At 41.5% G+C, this 23,219-nt stretch carries 20 protein-coding genes; 12 read left to right on the top strand and 8 right to left on the bottom strand.

Annotated features, from left to right (window positions below):
* Window positions 1-207: 207 nt before the first annotated feature.
* From V7K89_RS03545 to map, 4 genes are all read left to right on the top strand, one after another.
* Window positions 208-717 (top strand): TIGR02652 family protein, encoded by a 510-nt coding sequence (locus V7K89_RS03545; RefSeq protein ID WP_442941576.1) that lies wholly within the window; start codon window positions 208-210, stop codon window positions 715-717.
* Window positions 718-783: 66 nt separating this feature from the next.
* Complete coding sequence (locus V7K89_RS03540) at window positions 784-1,227, top strand: VOC family protein (protein WP_335184406.1); 444 nt, start codon at window positions 784-786, stop codon at window positions 1,225-1,227.
* Between the two features lie 139 nt (window positions 1,228-1,366).
* Window positions 1,367-4,207, top strand: coding sequence for a M16 family metallopeptidase (locus tag V7K89_RS03535; protein ID WP_335184379.1), 2,841 nt, complete (start codon window positions 1,367-1,369; stop codon window positions 4,205-4,207).
* 564 nt (window positions 4,208-4,771) lie between these two features.
* A complete protein-coding gene (gene map, locus V7K89_RS03530; RefSeq protein ID WP_335184377.1) occupies window positions 4,772-5,599 on the top strand; it encodes a type I methionyl aminopeptidase in 828 nt (275 codons plus the stop codon).
* Window positions 5,600-5,763: 164 nt separating this feature from the next.
* Here the strand turns inward: map and V7K89_RS03525 are convergent, their stop codons facing one another.
* Both V7K89_RS03525 and V7K89_RS03520 read right to left on the bottom strand, forming a co-directional pair.
* A complete protein-coding gene (locus V7K89_RS03525; protein WP_335184375.1) occupies window positions 5,764-6,504 on the bottom strand; it encodes a hypothetical protein in 741 nt (246 codons plus the stop codon).
* Window positions 6,505-6,816: 312 nt separating this feature from the next.
* Entirely contained in the window at window positions 6,817-7,215 is a 399-nt protein-coding gene (locus V7K89_RS03520) for a hypothetical protein (protein ID WP_335184373.1), read from the bottom strand.
* A 209-nt stretch (window positions 7,216-7,424) separates the two neighbouring features.
* On the opposite strand from V7K89_RS03520, the gene V7K89_RS03515 reads away from it, so the two are divergent.
* The 3 genes from V7K89_RS03515 (at window position 7,425) to V7K89_RS03505 (ending at window position 10,255) form a co-directional block, all read left to right on the top strand.
* Window positions 7,425-8,828: an amidase gene (locus V7K89_RS03515; protein ID WP_335184371.1), complete on the top strand. Its 1,404-nt coding sequence runs from the start codon at window positions 7,425-7,427 to the stop codon at window positions 8,826-8,828.
* A 75-nt stretch (window positions 8,829-8,903) separates the two neighbouring features.
* On the top strand, window positions 8,904-9,044 hold the full coding sequence (locus V7K89_RS03510) for a hypothetical protein (RefSeq protein ID WP_335184369.1): 141 nt from the start codon (window positions 8,904-8,906) through the stop codon (window positions 9,042-9,044).
* Window positions 9,045-9,408: 364 nt separating this feature from the next.
* Window positions 9,409-10,255, top strand: a protein-coding gene (locus V7K89_RS03505; RefSeq protein WP_442941575.1) for an IS5 family transposase whose coding sequence is annotated in 2 segments (ribosomal slippage) — window positions 9,409-9,776 and window positions 9,775-10,255 — 849 coding nt in all. Because the reading frame shifts where the segments join, the coding sequence is not laid out codon by codon here.
* A gap of 150 nt (window positions 10,256-10,405) precedes the next feature.
* Here the strand turns inward: V7K89_RS03505 and dusB are convergent.
* Window positions 10,406-11,461, bottom strand: coding sequence for a tRNA dihydrouridine synthase DusB (gene dusB / locus V7K89_RS03500; RefSeq protein WP_335184367.1), 1,056 nt, complete (start codon window positions 11,459-11,461; stop codon window positions 10,406-10,408).
* Window positions 11,462-12,305: 844 nt separating this feature from the next.
* Between dusB and V7K89_RS03495 the strand changes: the two genes are divergently transcribed.
* From V7K89_RS03495 to V7K89_RS35750, 4 genes are all read left to right on the top strand, one after another.
* Entirely contained in the window at window positions 12,306-13,238 is a 933-nt protein-coding gene (locus tag V7K89_RS03495; RefSeq protein WP_335184365.1) for a Sll0314/Alr1548 family TPR repeat-containing protein, read from the top strand.
* A 119-nt stretch (window positions 13,239-13,357) separates the two neighbouring features.
* Entirely contained in the window at window positions 13,358-13,810 is a 453-nt protein-coding gene (locus V7K89_RS03490) for a DUF3531 family protein (protein WP_335184363.1), read from the top strand.
* Window positions 13,811-13,818: 8 nt separating this feature from the next.
* The gene (locus V7K89_RS03485) at window positions 13,819-14,250 is read left to right on the top strand and encodes an NUDIX hydrolase (protein ID WP_335184361.1); all 432 of its coding nucleotides are present in this window, start codon (window positions 13,819-13,821) and stop codon (window positions 14,248-14,250) included.
* A gap of 205 nt (window positions 14,251-14,455) precedes the next feature.
* On the top strand, window positions 14,456-14,620 hold the full coding sequence (locus tag V7K89_RS35750; protein ID WP_442941572.1) for a hypothetical protein: 165 nt from the start codon (window positions 14,456-14,458) through the stop codon (window positions 14,618-14,620).
* Between the two features lie 52 nt (window positions 14,621-14,672).
* On the opposite strand, the gene V7K89_RS03475 is transcribed toward V7K89_RS35750, so the two are convergent.
* The 4 genes from V7K89_RS03475 to mfd all read right to left on the bottom strand — a co-directional run bounded on the left by V7K89_RS03475 (window position 14,673) and on the right by mfd (window position 20,146).
* The gene (locus V7K89_RS03475; protein ID WP_335184359.1) at window positions 14,673-14,882 is read right to left on the bottom strand and encodes a type II toxin-antitoxin system HicA family toxin; all 210 of its coding nucleotides are present in this window, start codon (window positions 14,880-14,882) and stop codon (window positions 14,673-14,675) included.
* Window positions 14,879-15,082: a type II toxin-antitoxin system HicB family antitoxin gene (locus V7K89_RS03470; protein ID WP_335184357.1), complete on the bottom strand. Its 204-nt coding sequence runs from the start codon at window positions 15,080-15,082 to the stop codon at window positions 14,879-14,881. The genes V7K89_RS03475 and V7K89_RS03470 overlap by 4 nt, the downstream gene beginning before the upstream one ends.
* A gap of 288 nt (window positions 15,083-15,370) precedes the next feature.
* On the bottom strand, window positions 15,371-16,204 hold the full coding sequence (locus V7K89_RS03465) for a hypothetical protein (protein WP_335184355.1): 834 nt from the start codon (window positions 16,202-16,204) through the stop codon (window positions 15,371-15,373).
* Between the two features lie 408 nt (window positions 16,205-16,612).
* Window positions 16,613-20,146: a transcription-repair coupling factor gene (gene mfd / locus V7K89_RS03460; protein ID WP_335184353.1), complete on the bottom strand. Its 3,534-nt coding sequence runs from the start codon at window positions 20,144-20,146 to the stop codon at window positions 16,613-16,615.
* Between the two features lie 240 nt (window positions 20,147-20,386).
* On the opposite strand from mfd, the gene V7K89_RS03455 reads away from it, so the two are divergent.
* The gene (locus V7K89_RS03455) at window positions 20,387-21,715 is read left to right on the top strand and encodes a hemolysin family protein (RefSeq protein ID WP_335184351.1); all 1,329 of its coding nucleotides are present in this window, start codon (window positions 20,387-20,389) and stop codon (window positions 21,713-21,715) included.
* Between the two features lie 178 nt (window positions 21,716-21,893).
* Here the strand turns inward: V7K89_RS03455 and V7K89_RS03450 are convergent, their stop codons facing one another.
* Complete coding sequence (locus V7K89_RS03450) at window positions 21,894-23,075, bottom strand: aldo/keto reductase (RefSeq protein WP_335184349.1); 1,182 nt, start codon at window positions 23,073-23,075, stop codon at window positions 21,894-21,896.
* Window positions 23,076-23,219: the final 144 nt, after the last annotated feature.

The raw sequence follows: 23,219 nt of genomic DNA, 5'->3' as shown, positions 1-23,219 counted from the left end.
GAAACTCCAACCCTTAAGGCTGGTTGCACAACCAGGATATCACAGCGTCAAGCCTCTACGCTGAGGAAAACACTAGTGAACAATGTTCCTGCCGCAACACCGTCTCTATGCAGCAGCGAGCAAGTAACCCAAAGTGGTTGAGCCGAAGTGTATAATCCAACCCACTAGTGCTGGTAAAGACAAAATTATGTTTGTACGCACTTCATGATGAATCCAGGTTTGCAGTACCCGATGTTTGGGCCGGAAATACAGTGTCCCCATTGTCGCCAGACTATTCCGGCGCTGACACTAACAGATACCTATTTGTGTCCTCGTCATGGCGCGTTTGAAGCTAATCCTAAAAATGGAGAGTTAATCCATTTGCAATCGGGGCGTCATTGGCGGAGGTGGAATAATGAATGGTATAGACAACATACTCATCCCGATGGTATTCGCTTTGAAATTCACGAAGCATTAGATAAACTCTATACCCAAGGCTTTCGAGCAACACGAGTGATTATTGCTCGACGCTATCAGGAATTGATGAGTGGCTACTTGGAACGCAGCACCCCTTGGCGTTCTGAACAACCAGAAGTTACTGCTGCGCGTTTGTACGGTTTACCCGTGGAGTTTAGCCCCGATACTTCAGATGATGCTTGTTGGGAAGTGATTAATTTTGACTTGGAAAAAGAGCCTGGTGTACCTGTACGCTACCCTTATTTCAGGTTATTTGAATAATAGTCATTGGTCATTGGTCATTGGTCATTTGACAAATGACTAATGACAATTGACAAAGGACAAATTATGCACCACGCTTCTATTCGAACTGCGAATATTCATCGAGCGATCGCTTTCTACGAACATTTAGGGTTTATAATCTCAGAACGCTTTACCACAGGCTACACCTTAGCTTGCTGGATGGAAGGATTGGGCGGCAGAATTGAACTAATCCAAATTCCCGAACCAAAACCAGCCCCAGATGCGTTTGCTGACGAGCATTATGTGGGATACTATCATCTCTCGTTTGATTTAACTGAGATTACACCAGATTTACCTAACTGGTTGACAAGTTTGCAAGAACGTGTGTTGTTAGCTGCTGAGAGTCAAACCGAAGGATTAGAACCGTTAAAGGTACTTTTAGAACCGACACAACAACAAATAGGCGATCGCATTTACGAAGTGGCTTTCATCGCCGATACCGATGGCTTACCTCTGGAATTCATTCGGGTTTTAGCAAAACTCCCATAATTTCGCTTGTTTATTACCTTTGTTGCTAATATATTGTTTTTCTGTATTGTTACTGAAGTCACAGATTTTTTTGCCAGATTAAAGTGTAGTCATCCAAAATAACTATGTAACTTAATTTACAGATATATCTGCTAAATACATGTATGGATTTTCCAAATTTTATAACAAGTATCTCTTGCCGTTATTACTTTTAAGTTTATGGCTAATAGCTGTTTTTTTGTTGAGTGATCGACCTGCTCATAGCCAACATCCAGTTATATTTACTAACAAAGAAAAATATCAGTCAAACTTGCTAACAAAAAAAATAATGCCCTCAACACTGACAGAAAATGTCCGCAAGACAGTGCTAGAGAATGGTCTAACTGTCCTGACAAAGGAAGTGCATACTGCACCAGTGGTGACGGTGCAGGTTTGGTACAAGGTTGGCTCACGCAACGAAGAACCGGGTGTGAATGGCATTGCCCACCAGCTAGAACACATGATGTTTAAAGGCACTCGAAATCGTCCAATTCAATTTGGACGTTTGTTTAGTGCTTTAGGTAGTGATTCCAATGCTTTCACCAGTTACGATCAAACTGCATATTACAGTACTGTGGAACGAAACAAGCTGAAAGCGCTCTTGGTGCTGGAAGCAGACAGAATGCGAAATTCTCAGATTGAGCCGGAGCAATTAGCGAGTGAAAAGCGGGTAGTAATTTCGGAGTTGCAGGGTTACGAAAATAGTCCAGAATATCGCCTGAACCGCGCCGTCATGCAGGCGGTGTTTCCCAATCATGCTTATGGATTGCCTGTAGGTGGCACAAAAGCTGATGTCGAGAAATTTGAAGTTGAGCAGGTAGAAAAATATTACCGCAATTTTTACAGTCCCGATAATGCTGTCTTAGTAATTGTTGGAGATTTTCAAACTGCAAACACTCTTGAAACAGTTAAAGAAGTATTTGGCAAATTACCGAGGCAGAGGGCAGAGGGCAGGGGGCAGGAGGCAGAAGTTATTTCTTCCTCACTCAGCACTCAGCACTCAGCACTCAGTACTCCCATCGTATTGCGACAGCCGGGAGCAGGGCGGCTGTTACAAGTTGTGTATCCGCTACCGGATGCAAATCAACCGGATGTCCCGGTGCTGGATGTAATGGATTACATTTTGACAGAAGGACGAAATTCTAGACTGTATCAGGCATTGGTGGAATCAGGTTTAGCTAGTGAAGTTACAGCATCCGTCAACAGTTTGCGAGAATCTGGCTGGTATGAAGTATTAGTAACGGCTGGTTCTAAACAAGATTTGAAAAAAATTGACTCAATGTTGAGTAGTGCGATCGCCAATGTAGCAGAAAAAGGTGTGACCTCTGAGGAAGTAGAACGAGCCAAAACTCAATTAACAACAGATGTAATTTTGAGTAACCGTGATATCACCTCTCAAGCAATGCGATTGGGTACTGATGAGACAACTGTTGGTGATTATAGCTACACAGACCGTTATTTGGCTGCTGTCCGTCTGGTGAAGTCGGCTGATGTCGTTGCTGTGATTAACAAATACTTGACAAAAGAAGCGCGGACAGTTGGCTTTTTTGAACCAACCCAGAAGCGGATAACAGAGGTTGCTGACAAACCAGACTCAGCCCAAACTACAGAAAACTTCTCTTTTGGCGCACCCGTGCTTTTTTCTGAGGTGATAAAGTACTTACCGCCTGTAGATTTGGCTACAGATACGATTGCCCAAGTCTTACCTGATAAATTTAAATTTACCAACGGACTGCGGATATTATTGTTGCCCGATCATAGTACTCCCACCGTTACCTTGAGCGGTTATATTCAAGCTGGGACGGAATTCGATCCAGATAATAAAGCTGGATTGGCTGCTTTTGTGGCAGATAATTTGCTCAATGGCACTAAGAGCAAGGATGTTTTAACTATTGCTAAAGTCTTAGGAGAACGAGGGGCGAGTTTAGACTTTCAAACTTACCGTGAAGGTGTGCATATCGAAGGTGATAGTTTAGCAGAGGATTTGCCGATACTCCTAGAGATATTGGCAGATGTTGTAAAAAATAGTAACTTTCCAGTCAAAGAGTTGGAATTGCATCGCCAACAAACTTTAACTGAACTGCAATTAGAATTAGATGAGCCATCAGAAGTAGCCAGAAGAGTATTTGTTCAGTCAATTTATCCGAAAAAACATCCCTTACATACTTTTCCCACAGAGGAGAGTTTACAGCAGATTCAGCGCCAGGATGTGATTAATTTCAAAACCAAACATTATCATCCAGATACAACAGTGCTAGCCTTGGTGGGAGATTTTGATCTAGACAAAGTGCGATCGCTGATTAAAAATAAGTTTGGAGACTGGGAAGTTAGTGGCCAAGCACCCACATTAAAATATCTCCCGGTGGCAATGCCAAAGAAAATAGTGAGTGTCAACCCAGTTTTACCAGATAAAGCCCAAGCTGTAACTTATATGGGTTACACAAGCATTAACCGTTACGATCCTCACTTTCATGCAGCCTTAGTATTGAACCAGATATTGGGAGGTGATACCTTATCTAGTAGACTAGGTGCAGAAGTGCGCGATCGCCAAGGTTTGAGCTATGGAATTTATAGCTCCTTCCAAGTCGGGAAGAATGTAGGGACATTTTTGATTGAGATGCAGACTAGTCCTGAAGATAGCAGTAAAGCGATCGCTAGCACCCGCCAAATACTACAACAAATCCATCAACAAGGTGTAACTGCACTGGAAGTAGAAACAGCTAAACGCACCCTCATCAGCAACTACAACGTTTCCCTGGCAAATCCAGAAGAATTAACAGATAGAATTCTGATGAATGAGGTATACGGACTAGATAAAGTAGAATTGCACTCCTTCACTGATAAAATCCAGAAAGTCACCCTTACCCAAGTGAATCAAGCGGCTCGTGAGTTACTCCACCCAGATCAAATCGTAGTCGTTACTGCTGGACCATCTGTGTTAGCAGAGAAAAGTATTAGGTAGAGATGGGCACTGAGCATGGATAATATAAAGAATGGGTAAAGTGGTTTTTCCCGCCATTTATTAATTATTCCTGCTCATCAGTATTGCCTTTTGAGAATTAGTGATGAAAATTTATAACTATTTTTACGAATTGTAATTAAATCCCTTACTTTTACAATTCCTACTTGGGTACAAATATTACGGCTGAACTACGTGATATTAACGTTGCTTCTAGCTTAAAATTTCATCACTGTTACTCCAGCAATCGCGGCGAATTTGTCTGGCAATTTGCTCAAGTAACCAGCTATAGAAATTACCGCCTCTGCGTTTAAATTTCAACCCTCATTTCAGACAAAATACTAACTTTCATAGTGTATCGTGAAAAAAAAACTTAGGGCGTTTTTGATTCCAGTCCAACACATTAGGAGTATGCAAATATGTTATTCTGTATACATTAGCGCCCAAAATACGAAGAATCCCGATGGGGAATTAAAATAACTTAAATTATAGATATTATTTCTCAATTAACCTAGAAAAAGCATTGAGACTTCAGCGTTAGAGCCAACCAGTAATTATTAATTTCCCATGAACATTTTCAGTAACTTACTTTCTCAAACGACTCAGCCTGCACCTGCGAAAAAACAGCGCCGAGGAATTGAAATTAAATCGCCACGTGAAATTGAAATCATGCGGCAATCATCGACAATTGTAGCAACTGTCCTCAAAGAAATTTCCGAGCTAGTAAAGCCAGGAATGACAACAGCTGATTTAGATACTTATGCAGAAAAACGCATCCGCGAAATGGGTGCAACGCCTAGTTTTAAAGGGTATCACGGTTTTCCAGGTTCTATTTGCTCTAGCATTAATAATGAAGCAGTACATGGCATTCCTAGCCCCAAGAAAGTGATTCGGGTGGGGGATGTATTAAAAGTAGATACGGGCGCTTATTACCAAGGCTTTCATGGTGATTCTTGTATTTCAATTGCTGTCGGTGAAGTGACGCAAGAAGCTGCTAAATTAATTCGTGTAGCAGAAGAAGCTTTATATAAAGGCATTGAGCAAGTTAAGGCTGGTGTATACCTGCTTGACTTAGCTGGAGCAATTGAAGATCATGTGAAATCTAACGGTTTTAGTATAGTTGAAGAGTTCACTGGACACGGTGTCGGTCGTAACCTGCATGAAGAACCTTCTGTATTTAACTATCGTACTCGTGAGATGCCAAATGTTAAACTCCGGGCGGGAATGACGCTGGCAATTGAGCCAATTTTAAATGCGGGTTCCAGACACACACGGACATTATCTGACCGTTGGACAGCAGTCACTATGGATAATTCTTTATCGGCTCAGTTTGAGCATACAGTTTTAGTGACAGAGACTGGTTATGAGATTTTAACTGACCGTTCAAAGGTGTAATTGTTAGTTGTAATTATCTGTTGTTAAAGAGGTGAAGCGTCAAAACAGGGCGATTTACCTCTTTCTTTTTTTAACCCACATTCCACAGTTTAATTTGAAAATATTGGTATTTTCTATAATCCTATTAGAACAAAGCTTCAAGTCGAGTATCTGATGAACAACCGCTATATTTGACTGATAGCCGCATAGTTAGTTTTATAAATAGGAAGCATTTCTTTAGCTTGTACAGAGACAAACGTACTCTCTGGAATAGCTTCTAATAAATTAATTGCTTGCTGCCATTTATCTTGTGCTTGCTGCCGACTTAGTTGTGAATGAGATGAATTTTGAACAAATAAATTAGCTTCTGCTGCTAGCTTTTGGGCTGATTCTAAGTTTTCTAAAGCTTTCTCTTCAATTAACACTCTTTGACTAATAAATTTATAGTTAATTTGATAGTAAGCCAATTTCTTCTTTGCCCGGTCATCAACTGATGTCTCATGAGGAATAGTATCTAATAAATCTATTGCCTGATACCATTTATTTTGTGCTTGTTGCCAAACTTTTAGAGGATGCAGTGGTTTTTGAACCAGATAAGCAGCCTCCATACCAAGTTTTTGAGCAGATTTAAACTTAGCATAAGCACTTCTTTCTTGAGTAAGACTTAGATTTTGTTCTCTAATTTTCCAACTACCAAAAGTTAAGAGTAATAAACTGGAAGCTATAATCATAGCTGAACTTACTATTTTTGGTGTAAAAAACTTCGGTACTCTTTTTACTTCTTGACCATTAATTGCTTTTTCACTACTTTCCTGTTCAATCTTTTTCAGGGCTTGCTCTGCCTGTTGATTTAAAGTGTCACATTGCACGAGCAAAGTAGCAATTTGTTCTTGGAAAAAATCACAATCATTGAGAATATCTATCAATTCTTGAAATTTTCCCTCACTCGATATGATTAATTCGTGATCATCATCTAACCACTCTAAAGCGAAACCAGATTTACCATAAAAAGCTGATACACCTAATAAAATATTTAATAAACTACGACTATTTTTAATAGTATTAAAAATATGATTTAATTTTTGTTTTAACTGTAATAGTTGTTTTTGATAATCAATAAATTTTTGAATTTGATGTATTAATATATTATATTTATCAAAAGTAAAGTTAATTGTTAAGTTTTCATTAAGTGTTTGAAGTTCATTGGATATGCTTAGATGACTAATATCAGAGTTTAGTTAACTTACTAATTGAATATCACTGAGAATATCAGCCGCTATTGCTTGCAAAAAATAACCCCATTCAATCCAAGAATCAATTTTTAATTGTAAATCAGTCAATGAAATTTTCGTTTCTGAGTTCCCAAATTTTTCTGCTATGGCTGGATCTACTAATCCTACACTAGGTATAAATAAAGTAGCTCCTGTGATGAGTCGAGGAAGTGTAGAGATCGCAGAATTTTTAACGTTCTTAAGTCTCAATTCCTGAGCGATTAATTTTTTAATATTTCGTAGTTTTTCCTGAGTATTATTAATCGGGATTATTTCTTCCATGATTTGATTAGAATCGCCAATAGTAAGTTTTAGACTCTGAATCAATGTTGGCAATTCACTAACAAGTATTTCTAGGTTAGCCATAAATACCCTTTAGGGATTTGTCGAAAGTTTATACAAAACAATTAAAATGGCTTGATGTAAGAACGTAACCACGCCTATTGCATCTGAGCATCCTAAATGAGTGGTAAATCTCAGGAGCTATAAAATATATAGTTCCCGGAAATCCTGCTAAAGTAACAATTTCAGTTTAAAAATCCCAGAGAAAGACAAAATTACCCATTCACTAACCTATGAATGAAGTTGATTTAGCATTTACCCCAGCACTAGAGTTAGCGCAATTAATTCGTCGCCGGGAAATATCACCGCTAGAGTTGGTAGAAATATATTTAGAACGGATTGGGCAATTAAATCCTCAATTAGGAAGTTATTTTACGGTGACGGCAGAATTAGCGATCGCAGATGCCAAAGCCAAAACAGAATTGTTGACAACTAGCTCAGAACTACCGCCATTTTTTGGCGTACCGATTTCCATTAAAGACCTCAATACTGTAGCAGGTGTTACCTGTACTTATGGGAATCCAGCATTACTGAACAATATCCCTAACTATGATGATGGTGTTGTAACGCGGATTAAGCAAGCTGGATTTACTATTCTCGGTAAAACAGCCACTTCCGAATTAGGTTCATTCCCATACAGCGAACCTGCGGGTTTTCCCCCAGCGCGAAATCCGTGGAATTTAGAATACACCCCTGGCGGATCCAGTGGTGGCGCCGCAGCGGCAGTGGCAGCGGGATTGTGTGCGATTGCTCAAGGTTCTGATGGCGGTGGTTCAATTCGGGGGCCTGCGGCTTGTTGTGGTTTGGTAGGAATTAAACCATCTAGGGGCAGGGTAAGTAAAGCACCCGTAGGCGAACGCCTCGCTGGAATTGCCGTCAACGGGCCAATCGCCCGCACTGTGGCTGATGCTGCTGCTCTTTTGGATGCCATATCTGGGTATACAACAGGCGATCCTTACTGGTTGCTAGATCCCGAACCATCATTTCTCGCCGCAACTGGGACAAAACTTGGTGCTTTGCGAATTGCCTTTGACACTAGCATTTCTCCTTTGGGAGAAGCTGACGCAAACTGTCAGCAAGGTGTCCGCCAAACAGTCCAGTTATTAGAACAACTCGGTCATCACGTTGAACAAAAATCCCCAGATTTTAGTGATTTAGTTGAACCATTTCAAATCGTTTGGCAAGCTGGGGTAGCTGCATCAGGACTTCCTGTTGAAGCTTTGCAACCATTGAATCGCTGGCTATTTGCACGTACAGGTTCTGTTGCCCAGTACTTGCAAGCAGTTTCTCAAATGCAGGTAGTGGCACGTCAGATTGTGGCGTTTTTCGATACCGTGGATGTGCTGGTATTGCCAGTTTATCTACATTCACCCATCCGCGTTGGGGAATGGGCTTCGCTGAGTCCAGAAGAAACATTCCAAAATATTATTGAGTGGGTTGCCCCTTGTCCGCCTGCGAATGCAACTGGACAACCTGCGATCGCAATTCCTGTGGGCTTTGACAGTAAGGGTTTACCCATCGGTGTGCAGCTAATTGGTAAACCCGCTGCTGAAGCCACAATTATCAGCCTAGCAGCACAATTAGAAGCGGCTAACCCTTGGATTGATCATCGTCCAGCTTGGGCAATATCAGGCTAATCATGCTGGCATCTTTGGAACAACTTTCGCAAATTATCGTGTTTGCAGGTTTAGAAACAGCAAAAGAAGATCGGTTTGCAACCTAACACTCAGGTGCAAGGCTATCGCAAAGGAAAGATTATTCTCTATAAAAGCGATCGCTTACAAGCAAAACTCTACGCTGTTGTCAGTGGATCAATTCAAGTTACCAAAACAGCAACAACGGGGAAAGTATAAGTGTTCAGGTCATACTTGGCGGTGGATGGCTTGATAATCGTTCTGATTGTCTCAACCCTGAATACGCTCGCTTTCATAAATTATCTGTCTTTCCAGTTCCAGAGTGATTAGCGATGGCCTGTTTTTTCTGATTTCTTATAACGCATTTTTTGTCTAATTTGTCAATGCGTAATAGCCCTTTCAAGGTGGTGAAATTTGGAAAGAAGGTTGGTTATTTCAACTTTCAAAAAGCCCAAAATCTGAGCGGAGGATTCAAGATGGTTGCACTGAAACAACGTATGTTCATTTGTCACCTTGAAAGGGCTAGGGCGTGTTTTCAAACTCGCTGTATCCTAAAAAAAGATGCGATCGCTTTAGTGTGATGATGAATCGAGGAGACTTAAGCAACGAACAGTGGGAGCAGTTAAAACCGTTACTACCACCACAAAAACCCCAAACGGGTAAACCAAATCATGACCATCGACAGGTTGTGAATGGCATCCTCTGGATACTCATAACAGGGGCACCTTGGAGGGATATGCCGGAAGGTTATGGAAGGTGGGAGAGTATTGCAACGCGGTTTTATCGGTGGCAAAAAGCTGGAATTTGGAACCAAATTTTAGAACATCTGCAAGCGATGCCTGCGGCGGGCTACGCCTACGCAGACGAACAAGGAAAACTTGATTGGGAAGTAAATTATGTCGATGGAACAGTAATCCGCGCCCATCAGCACGCTGCGGGTGGAAAAAAGGGGCGTTCGCGTAGCGTCTCGAAGAGAAGAAGATGAGAAACTAGGTCGTTCTCGTGGTGGCTTCAGTACAAAAATACATATACGTTGTGAAGGAAAAGGTAAGCCGATTACTTTTATTCTTAGTCCAGGCCATCGTCATGAATCCATTTTTCTGGAACAATTGATCGAACAGGGTGCACTCAAGCGTTCTGGGCGAGGTCGTCCACGTTTACGCCCTTTACGATTAGTTGGAGACAAAGGTTACACAGGTCATCGCATCCGTAATTACTTGCGCCGCCGTGGTGTCCGTTTGACCATCCTAAGACTCTCGAATGAACTGCGCCGTGGTCCGTTTAGCCGTGAAATTTACCGTCAACGCAACATTGTTGAGCGGGCTATCAACCGACTCAAACAATTTCGCCGCATCGCCACCCGATATGAAAAACTTGCTGTAAATTATACAGCCATGATCACAATTGCCTCCATTCTTCTGTGGTTATAGTTTGAAAACACGCCCTAGTCCTGCAAAATTCAAAATAAAAGAGAGTTACACAAGGAGATTTAAACCTTAACTGAAATAGTGGTATCCAAGCGATCGCGTCACTTTTAGCAACCAACGATATCAGCCCAAGCTAGTGATAAAATCAAGTTTTTAAAGCATTACCAAACTACCTTGTACTTCTTCGTCTAGTTCATAACCATTAGCTAATTTTTCAATTGCTTTGTCAAGCATTGCCAAACCCTGATCTACTTTTTCAACCAAACTTAGCTGTCCTCGAAGTTCGGCAGCACCAACAAAACCCTTAGCATACCAAGTCATGTGCTTGCGGGCTTGACGGACACCGCGATCGCCTTTATATTCCCACAAGGCTTGTAAATGATCTCTTGCACATTCCAAGCGCTCAATCGGTGTTGGTGTCGGTAATATCTGCCCTGTTTTTAAGAAGCGATCAATTTCTCCCACCAAAAAGGGATAACCCAAAGTCCCACGGGAACACATGACGCCATCAGCGCCAGTTTGTTCTAAACATTTCACTGCCGCTTCAACGGAAAAAATATCTCCATTCCCAATCACTGGGATAGAAAGCACTTCTTTTACACGGGTAATCCATTCCCAACGAGCATTACCGTTATACCCTTGGGCACGGGTGCGTCCATGTACCGTAATCATTTTCGCTCCGGCATCTTCCATTCGCTTGGCAAAGTCGAGAATAGTAATTTCGTTATCATTCCAGCCAATACGGGTTTTTACTGTCACAGGTACATCAACAGCTTTTACCACTTCCTGCACAATTGCTTCTGCTACTTCTGGTTGCCGCAACAGCGAAGAACCACCACCATTTTTAGTGATTTTATTAACCGGACAACCCATATTAATATCAACAGTATCAGCACCTTCAGCAACTGCCTTTATTGCTGCTTCTGCCAGGAAATCAGGGCGGCAATCAAATAGTTGAACGCTAATCGGGCGTTCGTTAGGATCTACCTCCATAATTTTGGGTAACTGTTTGACATAATGCAACCCTGTAGCATTTACCATTTCGGTATACATCATTGAATCTGGTGCATAGCGACGCACAAGACGGCGAAACACCATATCTGTCACTCCAGATAGAGGCGACTGGAGAACCCGACTTTTTAACTCGAAAGAGCCAATTTTTAAGGGTTGGGAGAGTCTAGCTTGAAGAATAGGAGAGAGCGAAATCATAGAAAAAATTAAAAATTATGGGAATGGAAAATAGCAAGAATATGTAAGTAAATTCATGATAAAGGATACAGCAAATTTCAAGTTAGTGAGGTACACAAGCTAAGTCTCAAAGCCAGGTATAAAGCCTGTTTTACTTCTGTTAGCGCCGCGGGACGTAACCCATTCTGACCGGAGGCGGAGCGTCTTTGGCTCTGCTCCTGAATTCTGAATTCTGCTGTAATTGTAGGTTACGTATCCTGACTTGGAAACTGTTTTTGCATTTCTTACTGAATCTCTTCTAGACTCAAACCTAACTCTTTCACAGTTTCTTCAAAACTCAATCTCAATCTCAACAACAAAGGTATCATTCTAAGAGGATGTTTGGAAAGTCAAAAACAGCTCTCGTAACGCTACTGTGTCAGTAGAAACAAATGCGACAGTGTTACCAAAGCCATGTCTAAATCTTACCCAAGCAACCTGACTTTGGAACAATGGGAATTACTTGCGTTAGATTTCTAAAATGGGTGATGGATACTTACTGTTGGGTTTTGGAAGTTGTGCGCGGTCAAACAAATGCCAAAAATTTTATTTTTCTGCCAAGACGTTAGGTTGTTGAGCGCAGTTTTGGTTGGTTTAACTGGTGAGCCAGCGCAGTCTTGGGGGTTTCCCCCATGAGCGACTGGCGTTAGCGAAGCGGTAGTGACGTAGGAGCGTCACCCGAAGGGTGTCGTCGTCTAAGTCAAGATTACGAGATTATACCAGAGACTCATGAAATATTTGTCACATTCTAATGATTCGGTTAATGCTCAGAAGACTCGTTTAACTGATTGATTCAATACTTTTCAAACATCCTCTGAGGGTTAAAATGACTAAAAGGTTTTCCTTGCCTCAATTAGTAGTGTCTGCTAAACTCACTACCTTTGCTCAGACTGCTTTTGCAGCTGCGATCGCACTTAATGTCTGGGTCGATCCCTCCCTGGCTGGCGATCCGTTTCGCAATCGCGAACCTCATCAAATTGGCGACCAAACAGAAGCAGCTTTTAAAGCTATTTTCCAACAGGGCAACTATCCAGCAGCAGATCGTTATCTGGAACAAGCACTATCCAAAGAGCCAAATGAACCTCTAGCTTATGCTATGAAGGCATCTTTAGCATACGGAAATAAGGATTGGGTTAAACTCGACACATACAGTCAGAAAACTCTAGAAATAGGACAAAAACTAATTCCTAACGAGCCATTGCGTGGTAATTTATACACTGCTGTTGGTCATTTTTTAGAAGGTGCAGTAGTTATCACCCGTAAAGGTACAGTCAACGGTGTACCCCAAGCCTTGAGTCGGCTGCGACAAGTTTATGAATATTTAGACAAAGCCGAAGCAATTTCTGCCAACGATCCAGAACTGAATTTAATCAAAGGTTATATGGATTTATTATTGGCGGTTAATTTACCTTTTGCTAGCCCAGATCAGGCAATTCGACGCTTAGAACAAAATGCTTCTCCTCAATATCTAGTGGATCGGGGTATTGCTCTTGCTTACCGAGATTTAAAAAGGTATCCACAGGCACTAGAATATGTGAATCGGGCGATTAAAACCACATCCGATAATCCAGAAATTTATTATCTTAAAGCCCAAATTCTTAGACAACTGGGGCAAAAAGAAAATAGCCAGCAAATAATCCAGGAAGCGATCGCTAATTTTGACAAAGCATTGACTAAAAAATCCCAACTCCCAGGCGATTTAGTCAAACAAATTGAGCGTGAACGCAAAAATGCCGTTAGCCTGAAGAGTCCTGGGTAGTTAGGCATTGGGCATTGGTGATTAAGTTTTTTCTCTATTCCCTATGCTCAATGCCCCATTCCCCATTCCCCACTTTGATATGCTTATTTTCAGAAGAGTAATTGAGATATTAGACCAAAATGGAGATTCAGTTCCGCGAAATTAATCCTTTTGATCTGTGGATTTGGTTGAAATTCAGCACAAATCCTTCTGCGCGTGAAAAGCAGTATGTAGAAGAAGTTTTCAATTCCTGGTTTTATTTGGGTAAATTGGGTGCATTTAATGCAGAGAATCTTCAGGTGCAAGACACTGGACTCGATCTCAGCTACATGAATTATGATGCACAAGGCTATGACAAAAGCCTACTAGCATTGATGCACAACATGGGTGAGTTTGAATATGAGGGTCAGTGGGGACGTTGTTGGTTTGACTTAGGAACCAGTGATGCGATCGCTCTGGATATTTTAATCAACGCCCTCACACAGCTAAGTGAAGAATATGTCACCATTGAAGAATTGTACATCGGTGGTGAAAATCCAGATTGGCCTATTGAAGATGGCGAAAGTCGTCCTCAGTCTCTTTATGATAATTAGTTACAAAAATGAATAAAGCTGGAGAAATTCGGGTAATAGCCTTGGGGCTAATTCGGGATAGCGAACGCATATTTCTTTCTGAAGGCTACGATCCCGTAAAACAAGAAACATTTTATCGTGCTTTAGGCGGTGGTGTCGAATTTGGTGAAACTAGCCGTGCCGCCTTAGAACGAGAGTTTCAAGAGGAAATTCAGGCAGACTTAACGAATATTAAATATCTAGGTTGTATAGAAAACCTGTTTACATTTAATGGTAGGCAAGGTCATGAAATTATTCAGCTTTATCAATGTGACTTTGTTGATTTTAAATTTTATCAACTGGAAAACTTAGTTTTTTCAGAATCACAAACTCATAAACATAGAGCCTTATGGATAGATATCTCTCGCTTAAAATCTGGGGAATTCAAATTAGTACCTGAAGTATTTTTTGAGTATCTATAAATTATCTGAAAATTTAAACTGCACGGTGAGCGCTCATCTTTTGCTCCAAATTGGGTATGCGCTCGCAGAATCTAACTCTTGGGTTTTTCCTGCACGGTATTCAACCATTGCTTCAGTTGCAAGTAAAGCGAGTTTGTCAGGGTAATGGGCGATAGCTTCATCCTAATAGCGTTCCTCTTCTAGTTCTTCCAAAATTATCGCTGCGATGCCTGCAGCTGGCTACACCTATGCATCTTGTTCATTAACAGGCAAATTTTTGAGTTTGGCGATCGCTTGTTCAAGTAGCTCAGTCATGGCTGTCAATCGTTACGAAAGTCATACTATAAATTATCTCTGCTTGCACTCTATTGGAGTTGTTAGGGTGCGATAAATTGGGGTGTGAGCAAAGCGCGATCGCTTTAATCAACGCTTAAACGATTCCATTAAAGTAAATCTTCTTCACATAGCTGGGCTATTTTCATCAAGGCTTTCAAGGTTCCAACTTTCAAATCTTGATTGCGGTGAACAGGAATTGACAGAATTTTTTCTACTTCAGAGTTTTCATAAATATGATGACTGCCAGTAATTCTTTGCAAAACCCAACCTTTTTGCTCCACAATCTTACAAAGTTGCTTGCCAGAAATCGATTTCATACAGCAATTTCGACAACTTGATCTGTTGACTCAATTACATTACGACTGTTGGCAACTTCAAGCCAACCTTCAATAGCATCTTTTAAATTAGCTATTACCTCTTCTATAGTGTCTCCTTCGGTAATACAACCGGGAAGTGCGGGAACCTCTGCCCAAAAGCCGCCTTCTTCTGCTGGATGAATGATTGCTCTGATTTTCATTAACTTTTTAAGCTAGTTTGTGAGAATATACTAATAACTATATCTGTATGCTCTTAACTGTGGCTAGTCAAATTAATGTTAGTTGCTATAGTTCAAACAATAGATGCTTTTGCGATCAATCTTAATAGCAGAAGAAGTAAAGTTTGAGTACGAGCAAGTCTTAGGTTTGCTGGTGTCAATCTAAACTAGGACTTACGCACACTCGATGAGTCTTGGCGTTCTTGGCATCTTGGCGGTTAGATAAATCAAGCTTTTTGACGATTTTTGCGTAAGTCTTATAAACCATTCCTAGACAATTTGATGATAAGTAATTATACTTTCTACCTCATCTTGTGGGTCTGCAAGCCAGATTTGATCTACGCTAGATGGAATAGTTGCATTTTCGATTATTTCCACAATTACTTCTGGCGCAGGGATGGACAAAATATCACCACATATTTCTATAACTAAAATTTTTAAACAGTTGGCATAATCCTTAAATTTAATATCTGTAATAGATAAATGTTTAGCTAATTCCTTGGCTATCTCCTCTTCGGCTTCCGCTAATGTTTCAAATTGATACGACAAGGATTTTGCTGAACCAGATAACCTTAGTCCTGATTTGTAAGATTCGTGATCACGTTCATTTTCTGGAACCCGGCGAAAGCACCAAGGAATAGGCTCTAATGAGGAGATTTGATTAGAGATATGAAACTTATCAATATGCTGCAATATATGAGTTACTATTTGATTGGATATTGAAGTAAATTTTTGACTCTTATTTTGATACAAGGCATTTTCGTTGATGCCAATCTCATACATATCTTGAGATAAAACAGGTTTTAAATCGCGTACATAAGAATCTTCAAAATACTTATAAAAGTCGTGGAAATGCCGATGCTTCTTATAATAATCGTGGGGATAAACTATCTTTTTACATTCAATTACCATAGGTTTATCACCCGGAGCCTCTAATAGTACCTCTGGCTGTTTAGTTTGCTGTTTGCTGCCTTTCTCAGAAATATCGAGAAACTTGGAAAGACTGTAGTCTTTGCCAAAAGCTTCATTAAACTGAATTGCAAAATCTTTTAAGCCTTTTCTCCATTCACATTTATCATCCCGAAGACAGTGGAAGAATACCATAGTTTTTTTAAGTACATTGTTTTTTAATGAATCTCATCCCGATTACAAATATAAATTTATTAATCGTCACTATAAATACATCAGCTTTACCTATTCTCGCTCACGGGTTTGGGCTTCATGGCATAACATTGCGAGCGTATGCTTTACTATCTGTAATATCAGTCCGTGAGTTGATTACGCCTTGGCTCTGCCAATAAGCAACAAGTTCGGCTCCTGTATTGGGAGGATTTGCTAAAACCTACTTCACAGAAAGAATCCGAAGAATGTATTCAGAAAGAGAAAGGTTTAGCCGAGAAGCTTCAATAAAAAGCTCATTTTCTAGCTTTGGCGGCAAATCTAGATTAATACTCACTCTGCTTATATGCTGTAGGTTTGGTTCTTGATTGATAGAAATTTAAGCAAAACTTATCAAACAATAGCCGCCTCTGGAATTGCACCCTGCATTCTCCCGAAAGCATCAATCAAATTCTGCAATTGTTGATCTGCTTTAAAAACTCCTAACCCACGCACTGTAACTTTACCAGGAGAATACACAAAGCGCGTCTTGAGATTTTCTGGTAAATTCGCCGCCAATAAATTCCAAGCGGGTTCCTCCATTGGCGTTTCTAAAACAACGTGCTGCTTGTTTTCTGGTTTAATCCGGCTAAATCCGAGTTTTTTCGCTAGCTGTTTGAGTTCCATGACTCGCAAAAGTTGATTTGCCGAAACTGGTAAAGTACCATAGCGATCGCTCCACTCCGCAGCAATCTGCCTTAATTCTGATTTAGATTTAGCTGTCGCCACCGCTCGGTATGCACTCATCTTTTGATCCAAATCGGTAATATAATCTGCTGGGATAAATGCTGTCAGGTTAAGGTCAATCTGAGTATCCTCCACTTGCGGAATTTCTTGTCCTCTGATTTCCCGAATTGCTTCTTCCAGCATTTCCATGTATAAATCGAAACCAATAGCATCCATTTGACCGGATTGTTCTGCACCCAGCAAGTTACCCACACCTCTAATTTCCATATCGCGCATCGCTAGCTGATATCCAGAACCTAACTGAGTAAATTCCTGAATCGCTCGTAATCGTTGCCGTGCTGCATCAGATAATGCCCGTTGCTTCGGATAAAATAACCAAGCATGAGCTTGGATACCTGCACGTCCCACACGACCGCGTAATTGATACAACTGTGCCAATCCAAAGCGGTGAGCATCTTCAATCAAAATCGTGTTGACTCGCGGAATATCTAAGCCAGATTCAATAATTGTCGTACAAACAAGGATATCTGCGTCACCATTACTGAAAGTGAGCATGGTTGATTCTAACTCGCTTTCATCCATTTGACCGTGAGCGATCGCAAATCTAGCTCCTGGTATCACTTCTCGTAAATTGGCTGTTGTCTCTTCAATACCGTCTACTCGTGGAACTACATAAAAAACTTGTCCGCCTCTGTCTAATTCTTGACGAATCGCTGTGCGGATACTTTCGGAATTAATCGGTGATAGATGGGTTTTTATTGGTCGTCTAGTTGGTGGTGGTGTAGTAATCAAACTCATTTCCCGAATTCCTGACAAGGACATATACAAAGTTCGGGGAATGGGAGTGGCGGAGAGAGTCAGCACGTCTACCTGAGTTTTCAGGCTTTTAATTTTCTCTTTCTGGTTTACCCCAAATCGCTGTTCTTCATCTACTACCAACAGTCCTAAATCACGGAATGTCACACCTTTACTTAAAAGTTGATGCGTACCAACTACTACATCTAATTCACCTGTTGCCAATCGCTTTTGAATATCGCGGCGTTCTTCAGCGGAACGAAAACGGTTGAGTAAACCGACATTTACGGGGTAAGGTGCAAAACGTTCTTTGAGTGTATGGTAATGCTGCTGTGTTAAAATTGTAGTTGGCGCAAGGAGTGCCACTTGTTTTCCGGCGGTGACTGCTTTAAAAACAGCACGAATCGCCACTTCCGTCTTCCCAAAACCGACATCGCCACAAACTAAGCGATCCATTGGGCGATCACTTTCCATGTCGCGTTTTACATCTTGTACAGCTTTGAGCTGATCCGTTGTGGGTTGGTAAGGAAAAGAATCTTCTAATTCTTCCTGCCAAGGCATATCATTTGGAAAGCTAAAACCTTGTTGTTGCGATCGCGCCGCATACAGTTTCAACAAGTCCACCGCCAATTTTTTAATCGCTTTGCGGACTTTATTTTTGGTATTTTCCCAAGCTTTACCAGTCATCCTGTTGAGTTCTGGCGCTTTCTCACCTCCGGCGCGGAACCGAGATAAAGCACCTACTTGATCGGCTGCAACTCTGAGTAACCCATCAGCATATTGCACCACCAAGTAATCACGGGTTTCGTTATTAATCGTCAAACTTTCTAGCTTGACAAATTTGCCAACACCATGATTTCTATGAACCACATAATCACCTGGACGCAGTTTATTGGGATCAACTTGTTTAAAAGTAGCTTTGTGGCGCTTACGAATATAGCCGGGAGTCGCTAAGGAATGCTGCCCAAAGAATTCCCGATCTGTAACGATTACCAATCGGTATGTAGGCAGGATAAAACCCTCTAATTCCGCAAGACCAGAATATTTTAGGGCTACGGGAGTATGGTTGATTTGGAGCTTATCTATTGCTTGGTAGTCGCGGGGATTGGGGATAAACTGAGCCGGACAATCATGTTCTTGCAATAGCGACACAGAACGCGAAGGTTGAGCAGAAAGCAGCCAGATCGAGAAATTGCGATCGCGTTCTTGGCGGATGGTTTCAGCTAGTTTAGCAAACTGGTGCGGCGTGACTGGAACAGGTCGGCTGGCAAGATTAATCCCATCATTTTCTTCTGACAGTTCCGATAAATATAAGGTTTTAAATCTGGCAACATCAGCCAGACACTGATCAAAAGAACGGTGAATTTTCGGTACTTGGTTAGACTCTTCCCCAGTCCCCAGTCTCCACTGTTCCTCAGCATTTTCTACCCAGCGATCGCTATGAGCATGACACTGTTCTGGCTCATCAATGGCAATCAGGGTATTTTCTGATAAGTAGTTTAGCAAAGATGCTGGTTGCTCGAAAGCCAACCCCAAAAAACGACGACTACCCTCAATCAGTGATGAATGCTGAGTGTTGAGTTCTGAGTTAAATTCTGACTCAGCACTCAGTACTCGGAACTCAGGATTATTTTTCAGTGCCGCCATGACGATGGGAGCAAAGCTAGTGGGGGTAAGAATTAACTGGTCAACTTTATCAAGGGCGGAACGTTGGGTTGCTGGGTCAAACTCCCGCATTTGCTCAATTTCATCACCAAACCATTCCAACCTGACTGGAAACTCAGAAGAAACCGGGAACACATCAACAATATCGCCCCGTCGGCTCCATTGTCCTTCCATTTCCACCAAAGGTACTCGTTCGTACCCCAAAATAGTTATTTTCTCACTGAATGCATTTAAGTCTAATTCCATCCCTTTTTTCAGGGTAAGACAGAATTGCCCAAAAACCTCTGGCGGAGGTAAATGAGGTTGCAGCGCCCCTTGAGTAGCTACAATCGCCATCTTGGGTAACTGAGAATTAGAATTTAGGGATTTTTCTTTTCCATGCCCCATGCCCAATGCCCCATGCCCCATTTCCAAATCCGCCAATACCTGCATTTGCCCCCAACTCATTTCAGTTTCCGGGTCAAAAGGTTCGTAGGGAGAAGCCTCGGAGGTCGGGTAAAAATGTACTGTTTGCCATCCCATTGCCTCCAGTTGTGCATAAACGCGTCCAGCTTCTTCCAGAGTGGCGCAAATCACAAACAAATCCTTGCCCGTAGCCTGTGCCAATGCTGAAGCCACCAAACCCTTGGGTAGTCGAGGAACGCCATTTAAGCGCAATTGTTGTTGTCGGTTTAGCTTAGAAAGAAATTCAGTGGTGAGCGGCGATCGCGCTAAGGCACGCACAATAGAAGAAAATGACATAAGTACTACTAGCGATGGGAGTCTTTGTGGATCAGCAAATCTTAAGGCAGGTTATGTCAACTATTTTAAAAGTGTTAACAGCTTTCTTATTCCTTCAATGGAAGAATAATCCACAGTGACTAATAAACTTAAGAACTATAACTACTACTTTGTGTATAGTCAAAGTATTTATCGAAGCACCTTTAATACTAGATACTAGGGATTGAGCTACGTTTGCTCTGATAAGCGGCAATTTGAAACATGTCCTCCATCACTTTTGAAATTTTAATCATTTTGGTGCTAATTATTGCCAATGGCGTGTTTTCTATGTCTGAGATGGCGATTGTCTCGGCACGAAAAGTTAGGCTACAGCAGCTTGCCAATCAAGGAGATGCCAAGGCAATGGCAGCATTGAAATTAGCGGAGTCTCCAAATCATTTCCTGTCAACCGTTCAAGTGGGTATTTCCCTGATCGGCATCCTAACTGGTGCTTTTGGAGGAGCAACAATTGCCAACCGACTGGCAGTCTATGTGCGACTTGTACCTTTGTTAGCACCTTATAGTGAACCGATATCTTTTGGAATAGTGGTTTTGATCATTACCTATTTGTCACTCATTGTTGGCGAATTAGTACCAAAGCGTTTAGCATTAAACAACCCAGAAAGAATTGCATCGAATGTAGCTATTCCAATGCGTGCTTTATCGGCGATCACTTCGCCAATGGTATATCTTTTAAGTACTTCTACAGATTTGATCCTGCGAGTACTGGGAATTACAGCTTCTACCGAGCCGCAAGTAACCGAAGAAGAAATTAAAATTTTAATCGAGCAAGGGACTGAGGCAGGAACCTTTGAGGAAGCTGAACAGGATATGGTAGAGCGAGTCTTTCGTTTAGGCGATCGCCCTGTCAGCTACTTAATGACACCCCGTCCCGATATTGTTTGGCTAGATTTAGACGATTCTGCTGAAGAAAATCGCCAAAAAATGGTTGATAGTGCTTATTCTCGCTATCCAGTTTGTCAGGGAGGACTTGACAATGTTCTGGGTGTTATCCCTGTCACTGACTTATTAGCCAGGAGTTTCCGAGGAGAACCGCTAGATTTAACAATTGGATTACGACAGCCTGTATTTGTGCCAGAAAGCACCCGTGGCTTGAAAGTTTTGGAATTATTTAAGCAAACTATCACTCACATGGCGCTGGTAGTGGATGAATACGGCGTAATTCAAGGATTAGTCACTCTCAACGATATTATGAGTGAAATTGTAGGTGATGTTCCTTCAACGGATGGACAGGATCAACCGCAAGCTGTACAACGCGAAGATGGTTCCTGGCTTTTAGATGGAATGTTGCCTGTAGAAGAGTTTTTGGAACTTTTTGGTATGGAAGAGTGGGAATCTGAGGAACGCGGCAGTTATCAAACATTAGGCGGTTTTGTGATCACCCATTTAGGTCGTATTCCCACCGCAGCAGATTATTTTGAATGGCAAAGTATGCGAATTGAAGTGATGGATATGGATGGTAATCGCGTTGATAAGGTGCTAGTTGTACCGAAGGCATCTAAATCAGCAGATACGAAAAAATCTGATTAGGGTTGGGCATTGGGAAGCCAGTGCGTTGGGCGGGCAATGCCCTACTTGTACCCCTCTGGGGAAGCAAGCTACGCGTAGCGTCTCCCCTTGGGAGAAGCAACTGGCGTCATTGGGCATTGATAATTATTGTCTCCTATTTCCCATACACTATAGCCAATGCCCTATTTATGCAATTATATCAAGTGCGAGATAGACGTTTGACTGCTTCACCCGCCAACAACTGATGAGCTTGTTCCAGAAGTTGGGGGATTTTATCGGCATAGGGATTACGGACGAGACATTGCCGCAAGTCTAATTTGTCTAGCCGATCGGCTTTGTTGCCAGGGAACCAGTGACCCCCATTACCAAGCAGGTTGTAGCGCATTTTAGCGTAGTCTACCAGATCATAGGCGATCGCTAAATTCCGCAGCCACAAAATCACCCGAATATTTACCTCACCAGGGGTTTCGTCAAAATTTGGTAGATTTGTTTCCCAAGATTTTACCCAATCTTCTCCTAAAGTAGCGATCGCTTCTTCTTCCAACCTTGCCAAAATTGGTGGCAAAATTTCTGATCCCCGATCTATTAATTCCAAAGTCTTCAGGTGTTCATCAAAATCTTGTGGTTTTGCTGCTCCCAAACTCAGGGTATGCACCTCTTGATGACTCAAACAAAACAAATCATTAAACACCATTGGACTCAACGGGGCACAAAGATTTACTAACTTTTGTGGAGGTTTATATAATAAACCTCCTTTATCAGATGGGCTAATAATAAACACCCCCATATCGTGGTGTTTAGCTGCTTCAATTGCTGCCCAATTCCATTGATTAATGTAGTACCAGTGCAGGTTCACGTAATCAAATTGATTGGTATTAATTGTCTGCACAATCATATCTGTTGAACCGTGTGTGGAAAAGCCAATAAATCTAACTTTTCCTTCTGCTTGTAACTGCTGCGCTACTTCCAAACAGCCGCCGGGACGGATACTGTTATCTAAGGACTCAGGATGATTAATGCCGTGCAACCCTAAAAGGTCAACATAATCTAGCTGGAGATTTTTCAAGGATTGTTCAAATGTTTTTCGGAATTCTTTCGCATCTGCCTTTGGATTGATTTTAGTTTGAACAATCAACTTTTCGCGGGGAAACTTGGGCAATATTTTCCCCAATTGCATTTCAGAAGTGCCATAACCACGGGCAGTTTCAATATGATTAATCCCAACCTCGACTGCCCTTCTAATAGTCGCTTCCAGATTTGCCTGGTTATCAGCAGGAATTTTATGATTGGGAACATCCTCCCATTTGAACTGATATCTCATGCCACCGCAGGAAAACATTGGCATCTGTAATTCTGTGCGTCCAAATCTTCTATATAGCATCAGTGGATTGTAGATTGCTTACCAACTTAAAATCTAAAAACGATAGTCATTCCAGTTTTTAGTGACACAATCATTCCCTCTGTTCAATCTGTGACACTAGCAATATTCATCGCATTCTTAAATCGGTCAGGTCTTTTGGTTATT

Source organism: Nostoc sp., assembly GCF_036917515.1.
Lineage (GTDB): Bacteria > Cyanobacteriota > Cyanobacteriia > Cyanobacteriales > Nostocaceae > Nostoc.
Note: the sequence above shows the minus strand (reverse complement) of the source record. Positions and strands in the feature narration are given on the sequence as shown.